The organism is Helicobacter winghamensis ATCC BAA-430, from assembly GCF_028751035.1.
Lineage (GTDB): Bacteria > Campylobacterota > Campylobacteria > Campylobacterales > Helicobacteraceae > Helicobacter_D > Helicobacter_D winghamensis.
Map to the genome: position 1 here is coordinate 240,486 of NZ_CP063533.1, position 22,080 is coordinate 262,565.

The 22,080-nt window shown below is 35.1% G+C and carries 22 protein-coding genes; 11 read left to right on the top strand and 11 right to left on the bottom strand.

Features of this window, described 5'->3' with window-relative positions; translation table 11 throughout:
* The first annotated feature begins 10 nt into the window (after positions 1-10).
* The 3 genes from IP358_RS01230 to IP358_RS01240 all read left to right on the top strand — a co-directional run bounded on the left by IP358_RS01230 (position 11) and on the right by IP358_RS01240 (position 6,475).
* Positions 11-136 (top strand): hypothetical protein, encoded by a 126-nt coding sequence (locus IP358_RS01230; protein ID WP_257534883.1) that lies wholly within the window; start codon positions 11-13, stop codon positions 134-136.
* 72 nt (positions 137-208) lie between these two features.
* Entirely contained in the window at positions 209-1,981 is a 1,773-nt protein-coding gene (locus tag IP358_RS01235) for a Na/Pi cotransporter family protein (protein WP_040498270.1), read from the top strand.
* 168 nt (positions 1,982-2,149) lie between these two features.
* The gene (locus IP358_RS01240; protein WP_370525621.1) at positions 2,150-6,475 is read left to right on the top strand and encodes a hypothetical protein; all 4,326 of its coding nucleotides are present in this window, start codon (positions 2,150-2,152) and stop codon (positions 6,473-6,475) included.
* A gap of 43 nt (positions 6,476-6,518) precedes the next feature.
* Here the strand turns inward: IP358_RS01240 and metK are convergent, their stop codons facing one another.
* Positions 6,519-7,676 (bottom strand): methionine adenosyltransferase, encoded by a 1,158-nt coding sequence (metK, locus tag IP358_RS01245; protein ID WP_006802094.1) that lies wholly within the window; start codon positions 7,674-7,676, stop codon positions 6,519-6,521.
* A 143-nt stretch (positions 7,677-7,819) separates the two neighbouring features.
* Here metK and IP358_RS01250 point away from each other — a divergent pair, with 143 nt between their 5' ends.
* Both IP358_RS01250 and IP358_RS01255 read left to right on the top strand, forming a co-directional pair.
* Positions 7,820-8,416, top strand: a complete 597-nt coding sequence (locus IP358_RS01250; RefSeq protein ID WP_006802092.1) for a peroxiredoxin — start codon at positions 7,820-7,822, stop codon at positions 8,414-8,416.
* Between the two features lie 130 nt (positions 8,417-8,546).
* Positions 8,547-9,683 carry a sugar transporter gene (locus tag IP358_RS01255; RefSeq protein ID WP_040498268.1) on the top strand — a complete coding sequence of 379 codons (1,137 nt, stop codon included), beginning with the start codon at positions 8,547-8,549 and terminating at the stop codon, positions 9,681-9,683.
* An 8-nt stretch (positions 9,684-9,691) separates the two neighbouring features.
* On the opposite strand, the gene IP358_RS01260 is transcribed toward IP358_RS01255, so the two are convergent.
* Complete coding sequence (locus IP358_RS01260; RefSeq protein WP_006802090.1) at positions 9,692-10,543, bottom strand: HDOD domain-containing protein; 852 nt, start codon at positions 10,541-10,543, stop codon at positions 9,692-9,694.
* Positions 10,544-10,693: 150 nt separating this feature from the next.
* Between IP358_RS01260 and IP358_RS01265 the strand changes: the two genes are divergently transcribed.
* From IP358_RS01265 to IP358_RS01290, 6 genes are all read left to right on the top strand, one after another.
* On the top strand, positions 10,694-11,413 hold the full coding sequence (locus IP358_RS01265; RefSeq protein WP_006802089.1) for an MqnA/MqnD/SBP family protein: 720 nt from the start codon (positions 10,694-10,696) through the stop codon (positions 11,411-11,413).
* A gap of 95 nt (positions 11,414-11,508) precedes the next feature.
* Positions 11,509-11,922, top strand: coding sequence for a nucleoside-diphosphate kinase (ndk, locus tag IP358_RS01270; RefSeq protein ID WP_006802088.1), 414 nt, complete (start codon positions 11,509-11,511; stop codon positions 11,920-11,922).
* Positions 11,923-11,925: 3 nt separating this feature from the next.
* The gene (locus IP358_RS01275; RefSeq protein WP_006802087.1) at positions 11,926-12,297 is read left to right on the top strand and encodes a DUF177 domain-containing protein; all 372 of its coding nucleotides are present in this window, start codon (positions 11,926-11,928) and stop codon (positions 12,295-12,297) included.
* A 17-nt stretch (positions 12,298-12,314) separates the two neighbouring features.
* The gene (gene rpmF / locus IP358_RS01280; RefSeq protein ID WP_006802086.1) at positions 12,315-12,470 is read left to right on the top strand and encodes a 50S ribosomal protein L32; all 156 of its coding nucleotides are present in this window, start codon (positions 12,315-12,317) and stop codon (positions 12,468-12,470) included.
* Between the two features lie 15 nt (positions 12,471-12,485).
* The gene (gene plsX / locus IP358_RS01285) at positions 12,486-13,472 is read left to right on the top strand and encodes a phosphate acyltransferase PlsX (RefSeq protein ID WP_006802085.1); all 987 of its coding nucleotides are present in this window, start codon (positions 12,486-12,488) and stop codon (positions 13,470-13,472) included.
* A gap of 13 nt (positions 13,473-13,485) precedes the next feature.
* Positions 13,486-14,499: a beta-ketoacyl-ACP synthase III gene (locus IP358_RS01290; protein ID WP_006802084.1), complete on the top strand. Its 1,014-nt coding sequence runs from the start codon at positions 13,486-13,488 to the stop codon at positions 14,497-14,499.
* Here the strand turns inward: IP358_RS01290 and IP358_RS01295 are convergent.
* The 9 genes from IP358_RS01295 to coaBC form a co-directional block, all read right to left on the bottom strand.
* Complete coding sequence (locus IP358_RS01295) at positions 14,496-16,169, bottom strand: lytic transglycosylase domain-containing protein (protein WP_101313223.1); 1,674 nt, start codon at positions 16,167-16,169, stop codon at positions 14,496-14,498. The two genes, IP358_RS01290 and IP358_RS01295, sit on opposite strands and share 4 nt — an antisense overlap.
* A 14-nt stretch (positions 16,170-16,183) precedes the next feature.
* A complete protein-coding gene (locus IP358_RS01300; RefSeq protein WP_006802082.1) occupies positions 16,184-16,477 on the bottom strand; it encodes a YggT family protein in 294 nt (97 codons plus the stop codon).
* A gap of 2 nt (positions 16,478-16,479) precedes the next feature.
* Positions 16,480-17,829: a glutamate--tRNA ligase gene (gene gltX, locus IP358_RS01305; RefSeq protein WP_006802081.1), complete on the bottom strand. Its 1,350-nt coding sequence runs from the start codon at positions 17,827-17,829 to the stop codon at positions 16,480-16,482.
* A gap of 71 nt (positions 17,830-17,900) precedes the next feature.
* The gene (locus tag IP358_RS01310) at positions 17,901-18,284 is read right to left on the bottom strand and encodes a hypothetical protein (RefSeq protein ID WP_006802080.1); all 384 of its coding nucleotides are present in this window, start codon (positions 18,282-18,284) and stop codon (positions 17,901-17,903) included.
* 262 nt (positions 18,285-18,546) lie between these two features.
* Positions 18,547-18,720: a hypothetical protein gene (locus IP358_RS01315; RefSeq protein WP_156777714.1), complete on the bottom strand. Its 174-nt coding sequence runs from the start codon at positions 18,718-18,720 to the stop codon at positions 18,547-18,549.
* Positions 18,721-18,748: 28 nt separating this feature from the next.
* A complete protein-coding gene (locus IP358_RS01320; RefSeq protein ID WP_006802079.1) occupies positions 18,749-19,408 on the bottom strand; it encodes a LysE family translocator in 660 nt (219 codons plus the stop codon).
* A 15-nt stretch (positions 19,409-19,423) separates the two neighbouring features.
* Positions 19,424-20,101: a di-trans,poly-cis-decaprenylcistransferase gene (locus IP358_RS01325; protein WP_006802078.1), complete on the bottom strand. Its 678-nt coding sequence runs from the start codon at positions 20,099-20,101 to the stop codon at positions 19,424-19,426.
* Positions 20,102-20,860, bottom strand: a complete 759-nt coding sequence (locus IP358_RS01330; protein WP_006802077.1) for a hypothetical protein — start codon at positions 20,858-20,860, stop codon at positions 20,102-20,104. It lies immediately after the preceding gene.
* Positions 20,857-22,080 carry a bifunctional phosphopantothenoylcysteine decarboxylase/phosphopantothenate--cysteine ligase CoaBC gene (gene coaBC, locus IP358_RS01335; RefSeq protein WP_006802076.1) on the bottom strand — a complete coding sequence of 408 codons (1,224 nt, stop codon included), beginning with the start codon at positions 22,078-22,080 and terminating at the stop codon, positions 20,857-20,859. The genes IP358_RS01330 and coaBC overlap by 4 nt, the downstream gene beginning before the upstream one ends.

The window sequence follows — 22,080 nt, forward strand, 5'->3', positions numbered from 1 at the left end:
CAGGGATTTAATGAAAGGATTTTTTGATTTAACACAGCCAGTAGGGCTTGTTGAAACTTGGGTAAGTATTGTGGTGGTTGTTTCTGCAATGTGGCTTGGATTTGCTTTGTTAAAGCGCTTAAAAAATAAGGAATAAAATGCAAGACAAGTGATAGCGCTAAAAATTAACAACACAATCCAAAAGTAACTTTAAATAAAAGGAGTGTTTTTGCAAAGAATAGGGTTGCCTCTAGCAATTTTAATATTGTGCTATATTTTTTATATGCATAAAGATAGCGTTGAGATTATCGCAGGCGTTGGGATTTTCTTGTTTGGAATGCTAACGCTTGAAGATGGGTTTAAGCTTTTAAGTGGTGGTGTGCTAGAAAAGATTATGAAAAAAGCAACTTCTAACACACTAAAAAGCATTATTTTTGGAACAATTTCAACGGCTCTTATGCAATCTAGCACGCTAATTTCGTTGTTTGCGATTTCTTTTGTGTCTGCTGGAATTATTACCTTAGCACAAGGCGTGGGTGTGATTTTTGGAGCAAATCTTGGAACAACGACAGGGGCTTGGATCATCGCTGGAATTGGGATTAAGGTTAATATCGCAGAATACGCCTTGCCACTAATTGCCATTGGTGTGATTTGCCTTTTTGTGAAAGATAGAATTACGCGCGGAATCGGATATGTGCTAGTTGGAATCGGATTTATCTTTCTTGGAATTTATTACATTAAAGAGGGCTTTGATGTATATAAAGAAATGATAGATTTGACACAATATGCAGTAAGTGGCTTTAAAGGTGTGCTTGTCTTTACTTTTATTGGAATCCTTTTTACTATCGTTGCCCAAAGTAGCCACGCAACTCTTGTAATTGTTATCTCCGCGCTTTCTGTCGGGCAAGTAACCTATGAAAACGCGCTTGCAATGGCGATTGGCGCAAACATTGGTTCAAGCGTTACAACAGCACTTGGAGCGATAAATTCAAACCTTAATGGTAAGCGATTAGCCCTAGCGCATATTGTATTTAATGGAATCACAGCCATTGTGGCGATTGTCTTTATTAATCAAATGTTATTTTTAGTAACTGCAATTAGCGACTTTTTAGACATTCAAGATGATATGCTAAGGCTTGCAGTTTTCCACACATTGTTTAATTTAATTGGAATCCTTTTAATGCTCCCTTTTATTCCAAAGCTTATTCACTTGCTTTATTTAATGGTGCGCAACAAAAAAGATAGCGATTCTGGCGCGCCGTTGTATTTAGAAAACTCTGCGCTAGATTATGCAGATACTTCCTTAGAAGTTTTGCGCAAAGAGATTAAGCACCTATATAACAATGCCTTTGGGATTATTGCGCATAGCATTGGCTTTAATCGCCGTGATATTAAGTCTTTTGAAGCCCTTGAAACGCTTGCGAAAAACAAAGCAATGCTTAAAAAAGATATTGATATTAATGAGTTGTATGAAAACACGATTAAGCCCCTTGATAATGCTATTATGGAGTTTAGTATCAAGGCTAAGGCACACATTGAAAGCGATGCGCAAAACCACTCGTATTATAATTTACAGCTTGCTACACAAAATATCGTAGAAGCAGTGAAATATATGCTTTTGTTACAAAAGAACATTCAACGCTATTCTTTGAGCGAAAACAAGGCGTTAAGTGATGAGTATGACGCGATTAGAAAGTCGCTAGCTAGGCTCTTACGAAGTGTTGAAGAGCTAAAGATTACGCCAGAAGATGACAACGCGCAAGTGCTTAAGAAAATTAAAGCGTGTAAAAATGAGTTTTCTTATGATGATTTGTATATTGTAAATAAAACAGAATTGCTTGTGTATAATCAGAAAATCACCTTAGCACAATCCACTTCTTTAATAAATGATTTATCCTTTGTGCGCTCCATTGCAACGAAGCTTTTAGGGGCGATTGATTGCTTGTATATTACGCATAATACAGATAAAAAAGAAGATAATATACGCCAAATTACTGCTTAAGGAACTCCCCTTAGGCATTTCTTTTTCAAGCCTAAACATAAAGGCTTGGATATAAAAAGTAATAAGAAAAATAAATTAAAAATGTTTTATTTATTTTTCTTATGCAAAGAAGTATAATTACACATTTTTATTTTTACAAATAAGGGAGAAATAAATGCAAAACAATTCTTGCTCCATTTTCAATATTCAATTAACCCAGCGGGGGGGGGGCAAAATCCTAATTATCAGCCACTAAAACGACTTACTTCTTCAATCTTTTATGGTTCATTAGTTTTAACAACTTTTCTTACAAATGTCAATGCGCAAGATATTGAAATTGCCCAAAAAAATAATGCTCCACTTACTGTTACTGGGGGAACAAATAATGTTACAATAAAAAATGGTGCTAGCGTGCAGAAAGGGACTCCAACTGCTGGTGGAAATCAAGCTAGTAACTCTTCCATTGGTGTGGGTGGTAATGTTGGGACTATCATTGTAGAAGAAGGTGCTAGGTTGGATGGTAGGATTTATAGTAATAATGCGAAAATTAACAAAATAGAAGTTAATGGTAATATAGGTGTTGGAGGTAGCAATTCCAGTATTATTAATTTTAATGGGACAAACATAAATACAATTGAGATAGGAAAGAATGCTGTCCTTCAAGGTAAAATTTTTAATACATACTATAATAATTTAGGGTCTAGTAGTGGTAATAGCATAATTTCTAATATTAATATACAAGGTTCTGTTCATAGTCTTGATAATCAATCTGGCACAATGAGTAATGTCCAAATTACCAATGGCGGTAAGGTTAATAATGGTATTAGTAACAAAGGCACAATGAACACTATCCAAATTACCAATGGTGGTTCTGTTGGTGGCACAAGTCAAGGCATTAGAAATGACAAGACCATAAACGATATCCAAATAACAAATGGTGGTGGCGTTAATTGGATTGGAAACCATAGTCAAGGGACAATTGATAATGTTACTATTGATGGTGGCACTATTAAAAGTGACATCAATAATCAAAATGGTTCAATAAATAAGATTAATATTGACAACAATGGTTCTGTCGGTTCAATTACAAATGGAGATGGCAACACAAATTCTACAATAGGTTCTATACAAATTAGCAACAAAAGTAACATTAATGGCAATATCACTAATAAGGCAACTATCACAAATGGCATCTCCATCAATGGTGGAACAATAGGTGGCGACATTAAAAACAACGGAACCAATGCAAAAACAGGAAACATTACTATTAATAATGGTGGAAGTGTTGGTGGTTCTATCATCAATGAAAATGGTGCAAATTATGAAGCTACAAATACAATTACACTAGATAAAGGCTCTAGCCTAGGTGGTATTCAAAACAAAGGAGCAAACTCAACTTTTAGTGCCAAACTTGATTTAAAAGGCAATGTTGGAACAATCTCTAATGAAGGAACATTTAATAGTGATTTAAATCTTAATAACATTAGTGTTAATACAATTAACAATTCTAAAGACTTCAATGGAGATTTAAATCTTAGTAATGGTGCGAGTGTTCAAGCCATTAACAATAATGGCGGAACAATCTCTAAAGATATTAGTATAAACTCTAATGCTAAGGTTGGAACAATCTCTAATGCTGTTGGTGCAATCATTGCAAAAAACATTTCTGTAAATAATGCTACACTAACAAGCATTGATAACAAAGGAACAATACAAGAAGCTATTAAATTAGAAAATGGAACAATAGGCGATATTACTAATAGTGGAACAATCACAAATGGAATCACTGCAAGTAATGGAACAATCAATAAGATTACTAATAGTGATAGTGGAACAATCTCTAAAGAAATTAATATAAGCTCTAATGCTAATGTTGGAGCAATCTCTAACTCTGGAACAATTCAAGAAGCTATTAGACTAAATAGTGGAATCCTAACTGCTTTAAGCAATGCTAAAAATGCAACCATTAAAGAAGTAAATATTTCTAATAATTCTAAAGTAGGCAATATTACAAATGAAGGCACAATCACAAATGGTATCACAATTGATAAAGCAAGCTTAGAAGGTAATATTACAAATTCTGGAAATCTTTCTAAAATAGATGTTAATAATGGTGGAAACATCACAGGTAATATTACTTATAGCAATAACGCTAAAGGAAATCTTACTATTAAAGATGGTGGTAAAGTAGCAGGAGCTTTTATTAATGAAAAAAATTCAACCTTTAATGACGCAATCAAAGTAGAAAATAACGCAAGTTTAGGTGGAGTTGTTAATAAAGGAACATTTTCAGGTAGTCTTACAGTAGATAAAGGTGGAGAAGTAGGATATATTTCTTATGAAGAGGGTTCTACCTTTAATGGAACACTAGATATAAAAGGGGAAGTAGGTGGAATCTCTAATAAAGGAAACTTTAATGGAACTATTAAAGTAGATTCTATTCTAAAAGCTTTAAGTAATGAAGGAACTATTAAAGAAGTAGAACTTGCCAATACTGCTAAACTTGATGCTCTAATTAATGAAGGAACTATTAATGATAAACTCACAAACAAAGGAGAGCTTGCACAATTAGCAAACTCTGGGACATTAGAAAATGGATTTGAAAGTGAGAGTAAAAAAGATACCACTTTAATAAACTCTGGAAACATTAAAAATGGTATTACTAATAATGGAACTGGAAAACTAACTCTAGCTAATAGTGGAACTATCACTAATGGTATTACTAACAACACTAATGCAAATCTCACTTTAGTTAATCAAAAGAACATTACAGGAGATATTACTAACAATACCAATGCAAATCTTACCTTAGATAACCACAAAGACATCACAGGAAGTATCACTAACTCTGGGGAATTAACTCTAACTAATACTGGAGATATTTCTAAGGGAGTTACTAATAATGCTAATAGTAATTTAACTCTAACTAACTCTGGAACAATTACTGAAAATATCACTAACTCTGGTGAATTAACTCTTACTAATACTGGAAATATTTCTCAAGGTATTACTAATAGTGGAACTATGACTCTTGCTAATAACCTTGATAATGGTATAACAAGAGCAGTAAGTAATCTTGCAAATGGAATCATTGGTAAAAACAATAATGGTGTGCAATTAGAAAACAATGGAGTAAATGCTAAACTCTCTATTAAAGATTGGTATTTTAAAGCACCCGAATTTACAACTAATGATGAAAGAAAAGATGGCTCTTTACTTGTAGGTGGAGATAATATTGCTGGAATCTCTTTAGAGAAAGTCTATATTAACACTGAAGATTTAGATATAGATAAAATCTATGATTCTAATACTTTCTTTGCAGATAAAGATGGAAATGCAGTAGGAGAGCAAATTAATACTAATCAAGGAATTGATGCTAATAATATCCATTCTATCTCTGGAATTTATACCTTTGAGAGTGCAAACAATAATGGGGGATATAGAGCAAAAATTAATCGTGCAGAATTAAGTGGTAAAACCTTAGCACAATCTGTTGTGTATTCTTCAAGACTTAGAAATATGAGCGTTTCAAATCTTTTAAGAGCTACCACCACACAGAACTTTGCAACAAACTTTAATGCCATAGAAGATATGGAACTCTCTAAAGAAGGAGAAGCACCAACAGATGCAGATGTTTTATCAGAGTTTGAAAAACTCTATATTAACCATAATAACTTAGAATCTAAAAACCATTCCTTTGTAATTCCTTATTATCAATACTTTAGTGCAGATATGGAAGGGGGCAGTGGAAAACTAAAATCTAATTCTGCAGGAATGCTAATAGGAACACAAAGACTACTTCCAAATGATTATGGAATCTTAGGTGTTTATGGCGGATTTGAAAGTGCAGATCAAGATGTTTCTAACCAAAGATTAGAGTTTGATAATAAATCTTACTTTGGGGGATTATCTTATTATGATATTTTTTATAGAAAAGGTTTAACACAATATTTTGTGAGTCTTACAACAAATCTTGATTACACTAATGCAGATGTTAGCAAAACTTATACAGATGGTGTTACAAAAGTAGATTCTACTGCAAAGATTTATGGATATGGAGTAAATGCAAGAGTTGGATTAAGCCATTATATGTTGCATAACTATTTAAGAGTAACTCCAGAGATAGGATTTAATTATTTAGGAATGCATTCTAAAGACTTTACATTACAACACTTAGGTGGAACAAATGAACATTATAAGGCACAATATTTTAACTTTATAGATACAGTTGCTTCTATAAAAATAGAATCCCCTTATAGTAATCGTTTAAGAACATCTTTTAGTGTAGGTGGTTTATACAATGTTTATAAAGATGCAGAAGGAAGATTAAAGCTAGATAGAAATATCCTTACAAGTGAAATTGATGTTGCAAGATGGTATGCATTTGTGCAAATGGGATTATCTTATGATTTCTTAGAAAATGCTAATCTCTCATTAAACTATAATGGAATCTCTACACTCTCAAGCAAAGCAAACTCTCATAGTGTGTTTGTGAAGTTTGCTTGGTGGTGGTAGGTTGCTTATTTAGGCTTTAAAGCCTAAATAAATACTCTTTAAATTATAAATTGAAGTAGTCTTTAATTGCTTCTACTTTGTCAGTCTTTTCCCAAGTGAATTCTGGCAACTCTCTTCCAAAGTGTCCATAGCTTGCTGTTTTTTGATAAATCGGACGCAATAAGTCTAAAGACTCAATGATTCCACGCGGTGTTAAACGAAAAATCTTTTTGACACATTCTTCAATTTTAGAGTCTTCCACTTTGCCTGTTCCGTGCGTATTAACAAGAATAGAGACAGGTTCTACAACACCGATTGCATAAGCGATTTGAATAGTAGCTTTATCGCAAATTCCGCTTGCAACAAGGTTTTTTGCCACATAGCGCATTGCATAAGCACCGCTTCTATCTACTTTGCTAGGATCTTTTCCGCTAAATGCACCCCCGCCGTGTGGGCAACTTCCACCATAAGTATCTACGATGATTTTACGCCCTGTAAGCCCTGCGTCTCCTTGTGGTCCGCCGATAACAAACTTACCTGTGGGATTAACAAAATAGCGAATATTATCGTTTGCGAATTCTTTTGGTAGCACTTTTTTAACCACTTCTTCAATTACAGAATTTCTTAGTGTATCTTGTGAAGTCTCAGGGCTGTGCTGTGTAGAAACAACGATTGTATCAATGCCAACAGGCTTACCATTTGCGTATTTAATAGTAACTTGCGATTTGCCATCAGGGCGCAAGAAAGGTAGTGTTCCGTCCTTTCTAGCGCGTGCTAGCCCTTCTGTGATTCTGTGAGAGAGATAAATAGGAAGTGGCATTAGCACATCAGTTTCTCGGCAAGCATAGCCAAACATAAGCCCTTGATCCCCTGCGCCTATCTCGCCATCTTCTCTATCAACTCCTTGATTAATATCTGGGCTTTGCTCTCCGATTCCATTTAAAACACCGGCACTTCTATAATCAAAGCCATATTTGGCGTCAATATAGCCAATTTCACGCACAACGCGTCTTGCAATATCTTGCATAGGAGCATAAGCGTGTGTTTTTAACTCTCCAGCAATCACGCAATAGCCATTAGAAAGTAAGGTTTCACAAGCTACTCTAGCCTTTGGGTCGTGTTCAATAATATAGTCTAAAATCGCGTCACTAATTTGGTCAGCCATTTTATCGGGGTGCCCTTCTGTTACAGATTCTGAAGTAAAAAGAAACTCTTTTTGCATAAATTCACCTTGTATTTTGAAATAATTTGCAATTCTAACATAAAAAACTTAAAAGTTTTAATTTTGCATTTATATTATGTTGGTTAGAATTTCGCAATTGATATTTTTTATCAATAAATTATTTTTACATTAAGGATTTAACAATGTTAGTTACAAAAAAAGCTCCCGATTTTAAAGCGTCTGCTGTTTTAGCAAATAATCAAATTGTAAAAGATTTTGAACTTTCAAAAAATCTTGGCAAAAATGGTGCAGTTTTGTTTTTCTGGCCTTTGGATTTTACTTTTGTTTGTCCATCAGAAATTATTGCAATGGATCATAGAGTGAAAGACTTTGAAGCAAAAGGATTTAATGTAATTGGTGTGTCTATTGACTCTGATGTTGTGCATTTTGCTTGGAAAAACACTCCTGTAAATCAAGGTGGAATCGGAAATGTGCAATTCCCTATGGTTGCAGATTTAAATAAACAAATTTCAAGAGATTATGATGTGTTGTTTGATGAGTCTGTTGCACTTAGAGGTTCTTTCTTAATTGATAAAAATCAAGTAATCCGCCACGCTGTAATTAATGATTTACCGCTTGGTAGAAATATGGACGAAATGCTAAGAATGTGTGATGCTTTAACATTCTTTGAAGAGCACGGAGAAGTATGTCCAGCTGGCTGGAATAAAGGCGATAAGGGAATGAAAGCAACAACAGAAGGTGTTGCAGAATATCTTGCACAAAACGCTGATAAATTATAATTTTACAAGATTCCATTTTTGGAATCTTGAACTTCTTATTCAAACTTCCTAAATTTAATTTCAAACTTGCATATTTTTGGAAAAACTTAAGTATAATGCGCGCCTAATTTTTGGATTTTTAAGGATAGAAATGCAAGCTGTTATTGCAATTGCCTTTGCTGCATTTATTTTCAATACTTCAGAATTTATCCCTATTGGGCTTTTAACGCTTATTGCCACAGATTTTGGAATCACAGAAGCTAAGGCTGGATTTTTAATGAGTGTGTATGCGTGGGTTGTTGCGCTTGCTTCGTTACCTTTAATGCTTGCGTGTTCGCGTTTTGATTTAAGACGCCTTTTGCTCTTTGTAATGGGGTTATTTATCGTCAGCCATATTTTTTCTACATTTGCGGATAATTATTATATGTTAATGGCTTCAAGGTTGGGGGTTGCCTGTGCGCACGCATTGTTTTGGTCAATCGCTACGCCAATGGCGGTGCGCGTTGCTCCAAAGGGAAAGGAAAGCGTGGCGATTAGTTTTGTGATTGTAGGGACTAGTATAGCACTGCTTGCCGGGCTTCCTTTAGGGCGTGTGATTGGATTGTATTTAGGTTGGAGAGTGAGTTTTTTTAGCATTGGAATTGTAGCGTTTTTAGTCTTTTTGGTGCTATTAAAAACCTTGCCACAAATGCCAACAAGTGGAGCGATTTCCTTGCGTTCTTTACCACAGCTTCTAAAAACACCAAAGCTCTTAGGGGTTTATGGTATCACAATGTGCCTAGTTACTGCCCATTTCATTGCATATAGTTATATTGAACCATTTTTAGCGCAAAATGCGCATTTTAGTCAAAATGCAATTACGGCAACGCTTATAATCTTTGGTGCAATGGGGATTGTTGGGGGATATTTGTTTTCTAAATATCACGATAAATATAAGGAAACTTTTTTGACTTTTGCAATTTTTGGAGTTTTTGTTGCGTTATTGCTTTTGAAGCTTTTAAGTTTTAGCGGATTTGGCGTTGTTTTAGTCTGTTTGCTTTGGGGTTTATCTATTGTAATGTTTGGACTTGCTTTTCAGGCAAAGGTATTGCATTTAGTGCCTGTTGGAACTTCTGTTGCGATGTCTATTTTTTCTGGAATTTATAATGTTGGAATCGGAAGTGGTGCTTATTTTGGCGGATTAATTACAGAGTATTTAAGTGTAGGATATGTGGGCTACTTTGGAGCGTTTTTAGCATTTTTTGTTTGCGTGTATTACAAGGGAAGTTTTGCAAAAAAGATTCCATAGTTGGAATCTTAATCATCTTTGATGAGATTTTCTTTTGCTTCTTCTGGGAGTTTTGCTAGAAAATTTGCCATATTGAAATTAACACCTTGCCCTATGGCTTCGTTAATAAGCGCAATGGATTTTTTAGAATTGAATTGACTAAGCGGATGATAAGGCTCAAAGAGACAATTTGTAACTGCAAGCGCATAGGAATTCTTTTTTATTTCTTGTGTTGCTGCGTGGGGGTTATGAATGTAGGCTATGCTTTGGATTAAGCGTTCATCAAACTCCCAGTGATTAAACAAGAAGCCTAAAAATGAAATGCTATCTACTCCACAATATTGATTTTCTAAGTTATGCACATCTTGAAAATTATTAGCTTTGTTTTGCTCTAAAAATTCCTTATCCTTGCCAGATTTAATGAGCATATCAGAGAGTAAAATCATTCCTAAGCGCAATAGCATTGCACAAGGGATTAACTCATTTGCAAGTGCTTTATCTTCTTCCCTTAACCACGCTGAAATAAAATCCACTTCCTTAGAGCAGTTTGTTAAAAACGCATTATTATCTAGCCCATAGGGCGAAACATTAATAGAGAAGTTTGAGCGGATTGCATTTGCCATAACAGTGTTTTTAATTGTTCCAGCTCCTAGCAAAGATACAACTTGTTGGATAGTGGAAACTTGGCGTGATAGCCCATAAAAAGGAGAATTTGCAAGGCGTAACAACTCGCCTACAATTAAGGGATCTTTTGAAAGGATTTCTGCAACTTTAGAGACTTCCAAATCAGCTCCACTGGAATCTACATAATTACGCAATTCTATAACTGTTTGTGGTAGCGGTGGTAGCTCTTTAATGGTTTCTACAAGTAAAGGATTCATAGGATTTTCCTCTAGTTTATGTTGTTAATCAAAAGGTAGATTTTATATTAAATTTATTAAAACAATCCTTTAATATTGAAGCGAGTTTTAGGGGGCAAGGCTTTTTGGTTTAAGTTATGTTAAAATAATGCAAATTTTTAAGGATTTTTGATGCGTTTTGGAAAAATTGATTATTTAAATCTTTTGCCTTTTGAAGTCTTTGTGCGTGCTTATCCAAAACTTTCGCAATTTCAGCTATTTTATAATAAGAAGAAATCTTATCCTGCACATTTAAATAAGGAATTTTTGTTTCAACGCATTGATGCTGGGTTTATTTCATCTATTGCGGCTTTAAGGGCTAAAAAAGAGAGATTTCAAGCAACTAACATTGGAATCATAGCGCGTAAAAGAGTAATAAGTGTGATTTGTTTGCCAGAAGAGAGAGGTGATGATTATCAATCTGCAACTTCAAATGCGCTTTTAAGGGTATTGGGATTAAAAGGGCGTGTGTTAATTGGTGATAGAGCATTGGTAGAAGTGTTGCAGCAAGAGCAAAATTTTAGAGAAAAGGGAAAGGGGGTTACCTATTTGGATATGGGGGAAAAATGGGTGCAAAAAGAGCATTTGCCTTTTGTGTTTGGGCGTTTGTGCGTTAGGGAAAATAAGGAATTTTATGCAAAATTAATGCGTGCCTTTGCGAAAAAAAAGAAAATTAAGATTCCATATTTTATGCTTAAAAATACAGAGTCTAAAAGTGGAGTGGAAGCCAAAGAGATTTTAAATTATCTTCAAGTCCTATCTTATGTAATAGATAAAAAGGCTTGGTTTGGAGTGGAGCGGTTTTATCGTAAATTGAGAATTTTAGGAATTAAACCGCCAAAAAGATTTTAGCAGTTTTTAATTTTAAACTAAAATCTAGGTTTAATATAATATAATTTTGCCCTTAAATTTTAAAAAATCCCAAAAATATGGGTTTAGGAGTAGCAATGGAGCAGACATTATCCATTATCAAGCCTGATGCAGTGCAAAAAAATGTGATTGGGAAAATTGTTGATAGATTTGAAAGCAATGGCTTAAGAATTGCAGCAATGAAAAAAATTAGGCTTAGTAGAAATGATGCAAAAGAATTTTATGCAGTGCATAAAGAGCGTCCTTTCTTTAATGATTTAGTTGATTTTATGGTAAGCGGACCTGTGGTTGTAATGGTTCTTGAGGGGTTAAATGCTGTGGCTAAAAATCGTGAGCTTATGGGAGCAACAAATCCAAAAGAAGCAGCAGCTGGGACTATCCGCGCAGACTTTGCTGATAGCATTGATGCAAATGCAGTGCATGGAAGCGATAGTTTAGAAAACGCACAAAGAGAGGTTGCATTTTTCTTTTCAACAAGGGAAATTTGTTAGTTAATGCAATTAGCTTTTCAAAAGGCATTCCAAACCTGTAAAAATGGAGAAAAGATTCCATTTTTGGTTCAAAGCGATGATAAAAAAGCACAATTAGAAGGCGTGCTTTTTTATGAAAAGGGTCATTTTAATTTATTAAAATTAAAAGGAATCCTTAAGGGAAGCATTACTTTAATCTGCGATATTAGCGGAGAAGAATATGAAAAAATACTTAATGAGCCTTTAGAATTTTATCTAAGTGATGGCATTATAAATTTAGATAATGAAAATTTTGAAGATGTAATTGAGTGTGAAAATGGTAATATTAACTTAAGTGAGATTTTAAATGGCGAGTTAGAGATAATTCGTTGTGATTATCACACAAAAGATGATTAATTTTTAAGGAGTAAAAAATGGCAGTACCAAAAAGACGCGTAAGTAAAACAAGAGCAGCAAAAAGAAGAACACATTACAAACTAACATTGGCGGTTCCTGTAAAAGATAAGGATGGTAGTTGGAAAATGCCGCACCGCGTAAATAAATTTACTGGAAATTACAAAAGCAACTAATATTAGGGTGCAATAATGAGAATTGCCGTAGATGCAATGGGTGGGGATTATGGCTCTGTGCCACTTGTGCAAGGATCGTTGCAAGCCTTAAAAGAGCGTGATTTTACGCTTGTGCTTGTGGGCGATGAGCAAGTGATTAAGCCTTTAATTCCTGCAAATTTACAAAGCAAAGTGGAAATTGTGCATTGTAATGATTTTATTGCAATGGAAGAGAGTGCAACTTCTGCGCTAAAGCGAAAAGAGAGCTCTATTTATATTGCAATGGAAATGTTAAAAAACAAAGCCATAGATGGAGTTGTTTCTGCTGGGCATAGTGGTGCAACAATGAGTTTAGCCACACTAAAAATTGGGCGATTAAACAATGTTTTGCGTCCTGCAATTTGTACGCTTATGCCACGCATTGATGGAAACAAAAGCTTAGTTTTAGATGCTGGGGCAAATGTGGATTGCAAGCCAGAAAATTTGTTTGAGTTTGGAATTATGGGCTACGAATATGCAAGGGCGATTTTAAATTACCCTAAAGTGCGTATTGGTCTGCTTGCAAATGGAGAAGAAGAGTGCAAGGGCAATGAGATGACAAAAGTTGCTTTTGAGCTTTTAAAGAAGCATCCAAACTTTATAGGCAATGTGGAAGGGAACAATATTTTTGATAGCAATGTAGAAGTTATTGTTTGTGATGGCTTTGTAGGAAATGCTGTGCTAAAAGCAAGCGAGGGAGTTGCAAACTCTATTTCTTTTTTGCTAAAAAAACATATTAAGGCTTCCCCGATTGGAATTTTTGGGGCGTTGTTTATGAAAAATGTGTTTAAGAAGCTTAAAAAGCAGATTGACTATGCTGAATATGGTGGTGCGCCACTTCTTGGCGTAAATGGCAATGTGATTATTTGCCACGGAAAAAGCAATGCAAAGGCGATGAAAAATGCTGTTTTTCAAGCAATTTTGGCTTATGAAAATGCAGTGAATCATAATATTGAAGTCGCACTAGAAAAATTTAAAAACTAAAAAGGATTAGCCAGTGGAGAAGCCAATATATGCAAGTTTAAGCTCCATTGGTGCTTATATTCCAAGTCAAATTATTACAAACGATGATCTTTCTAAAATTGTAGAAACTAGCGATGAATGGATTACTAAACGCACAGGGATTAAAGAGCGTAGATTTGCTGATGATAGTGAGGCTACAAGTGATCTCGCCACAAAGGCTGCAAAATTAGCCATTAAGCGTGCAAATTTAAAGTCTAGTGATATAGATGCAGTGATTGTTGCGACAATTTCTCCAGATTATTTTTGTATGCCTTCAACTGCTTGTGTGGTGGCACATAATTTAGGAATTGTTGGCAAGCCTGCATTTGATATTGCCGCAGCTTGTAGTGGGTTTATTTATCTGCTTTTTTTGGCAAAGTCTTTGATTGAGTCAAGGGCGCATAAAAATATCTTAATTATCGGTGCCGAAAAGCTTTCAAGCATTATTGATATGCAAGATAGAAGCACTTGTGTGCTTTTTGGCGATGGGGCTGGGGCAGCTGTGATTAGCCAAACACAGCATAAAGATTTAAGTATTTTAGATGTAAATTGTGCATCAAATGGACAATACCAAGACTTTTTAATGACTCCGGGTTGTGGAAGCAAGAATCCTGTAAATGATAGGGTTTTACAAGAGAGATTACAATTTATTAAAATGAAAGGTAATGAGACTTTTAAGCTTGCTGTTAAAACACTCACACAAGATGTTATTGAGATTTTAGAAAAAAACAATATAAGTAAAGATTTCATTGACTTTTTTATTCCCCATCAGGCGAACTTGCGTATCATTTCTGCTGTGGGTGATGCACTTTCTTTTCCTAAAGAAAAGATTGCTCTAACGGTGCAAAAATACGGCAACACTTCTGCTGCTTCAATCCCTATGGCAATCAATGAATTGTATGAAGAAGGTAGAATCCAAAAGGGTTCTAAACTTCTCTTAGACGCTTTTGGTGGTGGTTTAACTTGGGGTTCAGCAATTCTTGCTTTTAATGGAGAGAGTTTAGCCTAATACACAAGCGTATCGTGTAAAAGGTCTAATAGATTAACTTCTTTGCCTAATTTTCTTTGGTAAATTATATAGTTTGCAAGCACTTTTTTCCCATAAATGCGCGATTCTTCATAGGGTATCATCTCCATACTATACCAAGGATCTAAGGGATTATTCTTTTTAAAAAGATAATTTTTAGCGAGTAAGCGGCGTGTAAAGCCGGGTCCGCCATTGTAGGCATAAGCAATAAATAAAGGGTGGTTGAATTCTTTTACTAAAGGGCGCGTAAAGTATTCTGCATAAGGCACATTAATCGCTGGGTCAAACATATCTAAATAGCCCACTTGTTGTTCTTGTTTTAATTCCTTGGCAATAGCTTTAACATTAAAAGGCATAAGCTGCATAAGTCCTAGTGCATAAGAAGTAGAAATTGCTGTTGGGATAAAGAGACTTTCTTGTCTAGCAAGCGCATAAAGAAGAGCTTGCTTATCAGTGTTATATTTAGAAAAGACTTCTCTATAAGGCATTAAAAAATATTCTTTGTTGAAATCGCGTGAGAGCCAAACATAATGCGCTTTAGTTTCTGCATTATTTGTTTTGAGCAAGAGTTTTTTAGCGGAATCTTGATTAGAAGTTTTTAGATTTTTAAAGGAATCACGGATTCTTTCCCATTCAAATGGGTTCTTAAAATCCCACTCTGCATTTTTTGCTTGTGTTGAAACATCATAGATAATGCTATAATTTGGATTTTCTTGAAGCATTTCAATGCTTGATAGACTGTAAATATCTACTGCTTTAGATTGTGAAACTTCTTGCAAGTAGAGTGCATCATTACTTGCCAAAAAAGCCCAAAAGGTTGCACGATTTTTATTGAAAGGATATTTTGAAAGCTTTTGGGAATGTAGAAAATAAGAAAGTGCTTGATCTTTTTTATTAGAGTGCATTGCGTTTAAGCCTAAATAAAAGGAGGTTTCAGCGTCAAGAGCGTTAATAATGCTTTGTGGTTTAATGGTTGTAAGTGAGGCATTAAATGTTTTAAGGTTTGGTGAGAGAATCATATGTTTTAGCGCGCGGTTAAAATTCTCATTGCGTTCATTGATTAAACGCACTATTATTTCTTTTGGAATCTTAAAATTTAAATGCTTGCGATATTCTTGAGAGACTGCAAAATAAAAGCTACCAAAGGTTTTAGCATCTTTTGTAATTAGGGATTCAAAGGGATTTTTAGAAGCTAGAATTTGTAAGTTTTTAGAAAGATTAGGGTTATGGGGTTGGATTGTATTTGAGATTTTTCTTAGTGTGGCTTTATCTAAGGATTCTGCATTTTTTGTTGTGAGTGCAAGGGCTACACATTTCGCATCTTCTTTTAAGAGTTTATCTAGGGGCATTCTTTGGCAAATTGTTTGGCGTGAGAGTGTTTTATTGTCGCCTTTTTTAAAGTAGAGTCCAAAGAGTTTTGCATTTTTGCGTATGGCGAGATTGTAGGCTTCTTTTGCTTCTTTTGGGCTAATATCTTGTTGTAAGAATAGCCAAATATAAAAATCTCTTGAAATTCCAGCAGGCTGTTTTTTAAGGTAATCTAGCGTGATGTTTTGATTAATGGTTGGGGCTTTGTGTAATTGTTTATGCTGTTGTGCTGTTGCGCCACAAGTAAGACTTAGCAAACAAAAAAGAAAAAGAAAATATCGCATTACTTTCCTTAAATTTAGAGATTGTGAGAGAGCTGAAAAAGTAATTTTACAACAAATAAATCAATGAATTTTAATACTAAAATCACAAGAATAGGTGTTAAATCCACGCCTCCTATAAATGTTGGAATAAATCTCCGAATCTTTGCATAAAGAGGTTCGGTAAGTCTTGCTAGAATTTGAACAATAGGATTATAAGGGTCTGGTCGCACCCAAGAGATAAGAGCGGCGATGATAATCACCCAAATATAAATGTTAATTACCATACTTAAAATTTGTGCAAAGGCTTGAATAAAAGTGCTTAAAACCATTTTTAGTTCCTTAAAATATCATCTAAATATAAACGCAAATATGGAAAAAGGTCGCTTAACTCCGGTCCGTGCGTGTGTCCTGTTAGCAAAAAGCGCAAAGGTTTAAAGAAATGCTTACCCTTTAATCCACTTACTTGCATTGCCTGTGTTTTAAAGGCATCAAATTCTGCCCTTTTAAAATCCTGCTCTTTTAAGAGTGAGAGAAGGGCAAGTTGTAAAGTGTTAATTGCGTCTTTAAACTCTAAAATTTCTTGTGCTTCTTGGTTTTTAGATTCCATATTTTGCTCTAAAAGTAGGGCTTTTTTAGCAAAAATACAATCCACTTTTTCGCGGATTTCATTAAGTGTGCTTGCTTCTTGCAAATACAGCTTTGCTAATGCGCCAATTGTGGAATCCTTATAGCCTAAAAGCACTGCTAAATCTTGCTCACTAAGTTTTTTAAAATGTTCTCTATTTAGGAATTTTAGCTTATCAATATCAAAACGCGCAGGGGCTTTTGCCACTTTTGTAATATCAAACCATTCAAAGGTATCCTTTAAGCTAAAGACTTCACAGGGCGTTTTATTCCCCATTAGCACAAGATAATTCACAATCGCCTGTGGCAAAAAACCACAATCTAAGAGCCATTGCACGCTAGAAGCATTATCTCTTTTGCTCATTTTTTTGCCTTCTTCATTAAGGATTATCGGCAAATGCGCAAATTTAATAGTTTTTTCATAGTTTAAATAATGATGGATTAGCATTTGTTTGGGCGTATTGCTTACATGGTCTTCTCCACGCACGATAAAATCAATATCATAGAGCATATCATCAACCGCACAAGCAAAATTATAAGTTGGGATTCCATCTTCTTTTAAGATAATAAAACTATCAATTTCATTGGGCGCAAAAACGATATCGCCTTTAATTTCATCGTGGAATTGCATTTGCTCTTTAGGGGCTTTTAATCGCACAACAGGGTGTGGATTTTTGTCCTTTTGCAGTTCTGCCCAAGAGTCATCATAGCGGAATGCTTGGTGGTTTGCCTTTGCAATTTCGCGCTTGCTGTCTAAAAACTCTTTTGTGCAGTAGCAATAAAATGCATTTCCTTGCTTGATTAAATATTCCGCTAATTGGCGGTGGCGTTCAAAATTGTGGCTTTGATACACAAGATTATCCCAAGTGATTCCAAAAAGACTAAGCAAAAACATAATATCTTTATCTTTACCTTCAATATTGCGCGCAGTGTCTGTATCTTCAATGCGAAGCAAAAACTTTTCATTGCGCTGTTTTGCTAAAATATAATTAAAAACAGCGGCACGCAAATTTCCTGTGTGCATATCGCCTGTTGGGCTTGGTGCAAATCGTAGCATCTTAAAACCTTATGTTAAAATCTTGGGATTTTAGCATAAGCAAAATTAAAATAGCACCTTAAGCTTGAAGTTTAGACAAATTGATAGCGTGAATCTTGGCGAATATCATAGAGATTTTTAGATTCTGGTTTTCTAAGATTAAAGGTTAAAATGGGTGCAACAAAGGGATAAAATCCCATAAACATAAACCATTCCCTATTGTATTTAAAAGTCGTGTGCGTGTTTGTATTAATAATTGTCTGCACAAAATCTTCATAATCTTGCGTAGAATCTGTGTAAAACTCATTAGAATATAAGCTTAAGATTTTGCGCTTGCAATAGGGATCTTGAATAATATCTTCTGTGCCGATGTTAAAAAAGACATTAAAAGTTGGATCTAAAATCTGCCATTGATTGTGGGTTTTAACTTCTAAAAATCCGTGCGACCAGCCTAAAATATCAGAGTAACTTACCACGCGTGATTCTAATCCAAAGTGTTCTAAAAGCCAAAAGAGAGCATGAGGCTTTTGCCCGCAATGTCCGTATTCTAATTTTGTAAAATACTCATAGAGATTCTTAAAAGCTATATTTTCTTTAATATTGTTTGGTGTGTAGTGTTTGGTTTTATGAATAAAGTCGTTTAAATATAAATAGATGGCGATCTCTTTTTGGATTCCGCGTTCTTGTAATTCTTTTTGTAAGTGTTTTTCTTGTTTGTTAAAATCTAGCTTTAGAGCATTAATGAGTTTGTTTAAATCTTTTGTTGTTGGTTTGCGGGGGGGGGGGGCAAACTAATGGATTATTAAAGAGCTTTTTATTGTGAGAGATTTTTAAGGGAAAATATTCTTGAATTTGCAAGGGACGAATGGTGCTAGAAGTGTAGCGGTATTGGTGTTTGGTATCTATTACCATTTAAAATCCTTTAAAAGTAAATTTAAGATTATAGCATTAAATGAGAGATTCCATAGATAATCCCCATAATTCCTATGCCACATAGCACAAGATCGCTAAAAAGGGTGATAAGTCTTTGGAATCTCTCTAGTTTTGCTTTTTGGGCAAAGTAACTAAGGGCAAGAAGTAAGCCAAAATCAAGCAATATCCAAAGAAATGCTAAAAGAATAATGCTTAATGCCATAGAATCTGTTATGCCCATAAATTGTGGAAAAAATGCGATAAAAAACAAAATATCCTTAGGATTGCTAAGGCTTAGAAAAAGTCCTTGTATAAAGCATTTTCTTGGAGTTAGTTTAGTTTGATTGGTGAAATTGTTAGATTGTTCCATATTTGTGGCTTTGCTAGCTTTAAAAAGGGCAAAAAGGGAGCTAAATCCTAGATAAAAGATAAAACAAGAGCCAAGCAAGCTAAGTAATGAGATCGCAAAGCTTGAAATGCGTGTTGTCCCTAAAATCACGGCAATGCTTATAGAGATTAGCAGAAGTGAGCCAAGGTTAGTTCCACAGATTGTAAAAAATGCCACTTTAAAGTTATTTTGTGGATTTTGCAAAGCATTTTTAATCACAAGAGCAACAACAGGTCCGGGTGTGGCAATAAGCGTGATGATTGCCACAAGATAGACTAAAAGAAGTTCATAAGAGAGCATTACAATATCCTTGAGCTATAAGCCTCCAAAACGGCGGTGGCGGGTTTTAAACTCCAAAAGCATTGCTTCTAATTCTTTAGAAGTAAAGCTAGGCCACAGCGTTTTTGTAAAAAAGAGTTCTGCATAAGCGCTCTGCCATAAAAGGAAGTTTGAAAGGCGCATTTCACCCCCTGTTCTTACAAGCATATCCACAGGTGGAATCCCTGTGGTATCAAGTGCATTTTCAATAGAATCAAAACTAAAATTTCGCTCTTGTTTTAAAACAAGTTTTAAAAAGGCGCGGCGCAACTCATCTTGTGAGCCATAATTTAAGGCTAGGATTTGTGTTAAGCCATTGCATTGCTCTTTTGTGACAAGTTCTAAAGAGTGGATTTTTTCTTGTAATTGCGTGCTAAAAATGCTTAAATCACCAATGGCCTTAAAAATAATGTTATTGTTTAAATAGGTAGAAAATTTAGAATCCAAATATTCTTCAAGCAAGCGCATTAGAAAATCTACTTCAGTTTTTGGGCGTTTCCAGTTTTCTGTTGAAAAAGCATAAAGGCTTAAAAAAGCGATTCCATATTTTGTGCAAAATTCTGTGATTTCTTGGATTTTTTTGGCACCTGCTTTGTGCCCAAAGGTGCGCATTTGCAAATGGTTTTTAGCCCATCTGCCATTGCCATCCATAATAATTGCTAAATGCTTTGGCATTTATCCCTCTAAATCCAGCAAAGAGTCGCTAAACTCATAAAGTGGCACAATTTCGCTATTAATGTTAATATGCGTTTCTTTGATGAAGGCAAGATTGTCTAAGTTTCTGTGCAAAAGATTCGCTACGCTCTCATACATTACGCTAATATCTAATCGCACGCCTTCTTTAAAATCCCAGAGTAAGCCCCAAGTTGCACCTAAGTTTGAAAATACGGAGTAAAACTCTAAGCATTCTTGCTCTTTAATACGCTTTTTTCTTAGCTGCATAAAGCCATCTTTGCTTGCATCATCATAATGAAGTGGAATGGTTAAAACCTTGTGTTTTAGGGACATTAGCATATGGCTAAGAAAGGCAAACTCCCATTTGGATTCCGCATTTGCTAGGCGGTCTGTTAAAAAGCCCTTCATTATATCAAAGGGATTTTCGCTATTTTTTAAAAACTGCTCTAGAGTTTTTTCATTGAGTTTTAAAGGAATATTGGAATCTTTTAGTAAATTTGGCTGTTTAATAAGGTTTGAAAGCGTGATAGAGCCTGTGCTTCCACGCCCCATCATTGCCCAATATTTGCCACCAATTTGAAGTTCTTTTAGGCTTTTTGTCTCCATCGCAGTGTTGCCGACTTTTAGCATATAACGAATGCCTTGTAGTTTTTCCATTACTTCAAGTTTAATAGGTAATGTGGCATTAAATTGCGTTGTTTTAGCGGGGTTTTGGAGTGTGTTTTGCACTTGGGCTAATTGGTGCAATTGTTTTATCATAAATACTGCGCCTGTTCTAAGATTTTAAATGCTAGGCTTAGTTTATCGCAAAATCCTAAATCTTTAACAAACGAATTGCTAATCCATAAAAGCTGATTGTTATTAGCATTTAGAGGATTATGGCTTTGTGTGATTGTGTTTAGGCAAATGGCGTCTAAGCCCTTGTGTTTTAGGGCATTTTTAGCATTTTGGATTCCATCTTTGGATTCCAACTTAAAGCCGATTGTTTTTTGTGTTTTAGGAAGTGTGGCTAAAATATCTTGGTTTTCTATTAGTTTAAGATTCCATTCCTGCCCTAATTCTTGCTTTTTTAGCTTTTCTTTAACTTGATTTTTAGGGAGATAATCGCTAATTGCCGCACTCATAAACAAAAAATTTTGTGTTTTGGATTCCATATTTTGCCATTGTTTGATTGCTTCTAAATATTCTTGTGTGGATTGCACAGCTTGTGTTTGTAGATTTAGTGGCAAAATAAAGGGGAATTGTGAGCTTATAAACTCTACTTTTGCACCTAAAAAATACGCTACAAGCGCAATACAAGCCCCCATTTTGCCACTAGAATAATTAGAGAGATAACGCACTGCATCAATGTTTTCTTTGCTGCCACCGCCACTTACACATACACGCGCTTGCTTCCAAAAAGGGTTTTGATAAAAGGCGCGCAAGATTTGATAAGCAATTTCTAAAGGCTCTGCTAATGCGCCATTTCCGATTGTTTGGCAAGCTAGTTCTTTACATTGTGGAGCGATGAGTGTTATTTCTCTTTGCTTCAAAAGCCTTAGAGATTCCATAGTTGCTTTGTTTTCTAGCATTTTTGTATTTGCTGCTGGGGCAATGCATTTAAGCTTATCAAAGGCTAAAAAACTCTCTAATAGCACATTATCTGCAATTCCGCAGGCGATTTTATTAAGCGTGTTTGCGCTACAAGGAGCGATTACAAATAAATCTGCCCAAGTGGCAAGTTCAATGTGATTGTGTGGAATCTCCCCCCAGCTTTGTGTGCTTTGTGTTAGCACACTATGGTGTGAAATAGCCTCAAAAAGTAAGGGTTGGATAAAATCCGCTGCTCCCTTACTCATCACCACGCGCACGCTAGCACCTAGTTTTTGTAAAATGCGTATAAGTTCCAAGCTTTTATAAATTGCCACGCTTCCACACACGCCAAGTGCGATTTTTTTGCCCTTTAAGAGTTGTCCTAAGTTTTGGATTGTTTGCTTCAT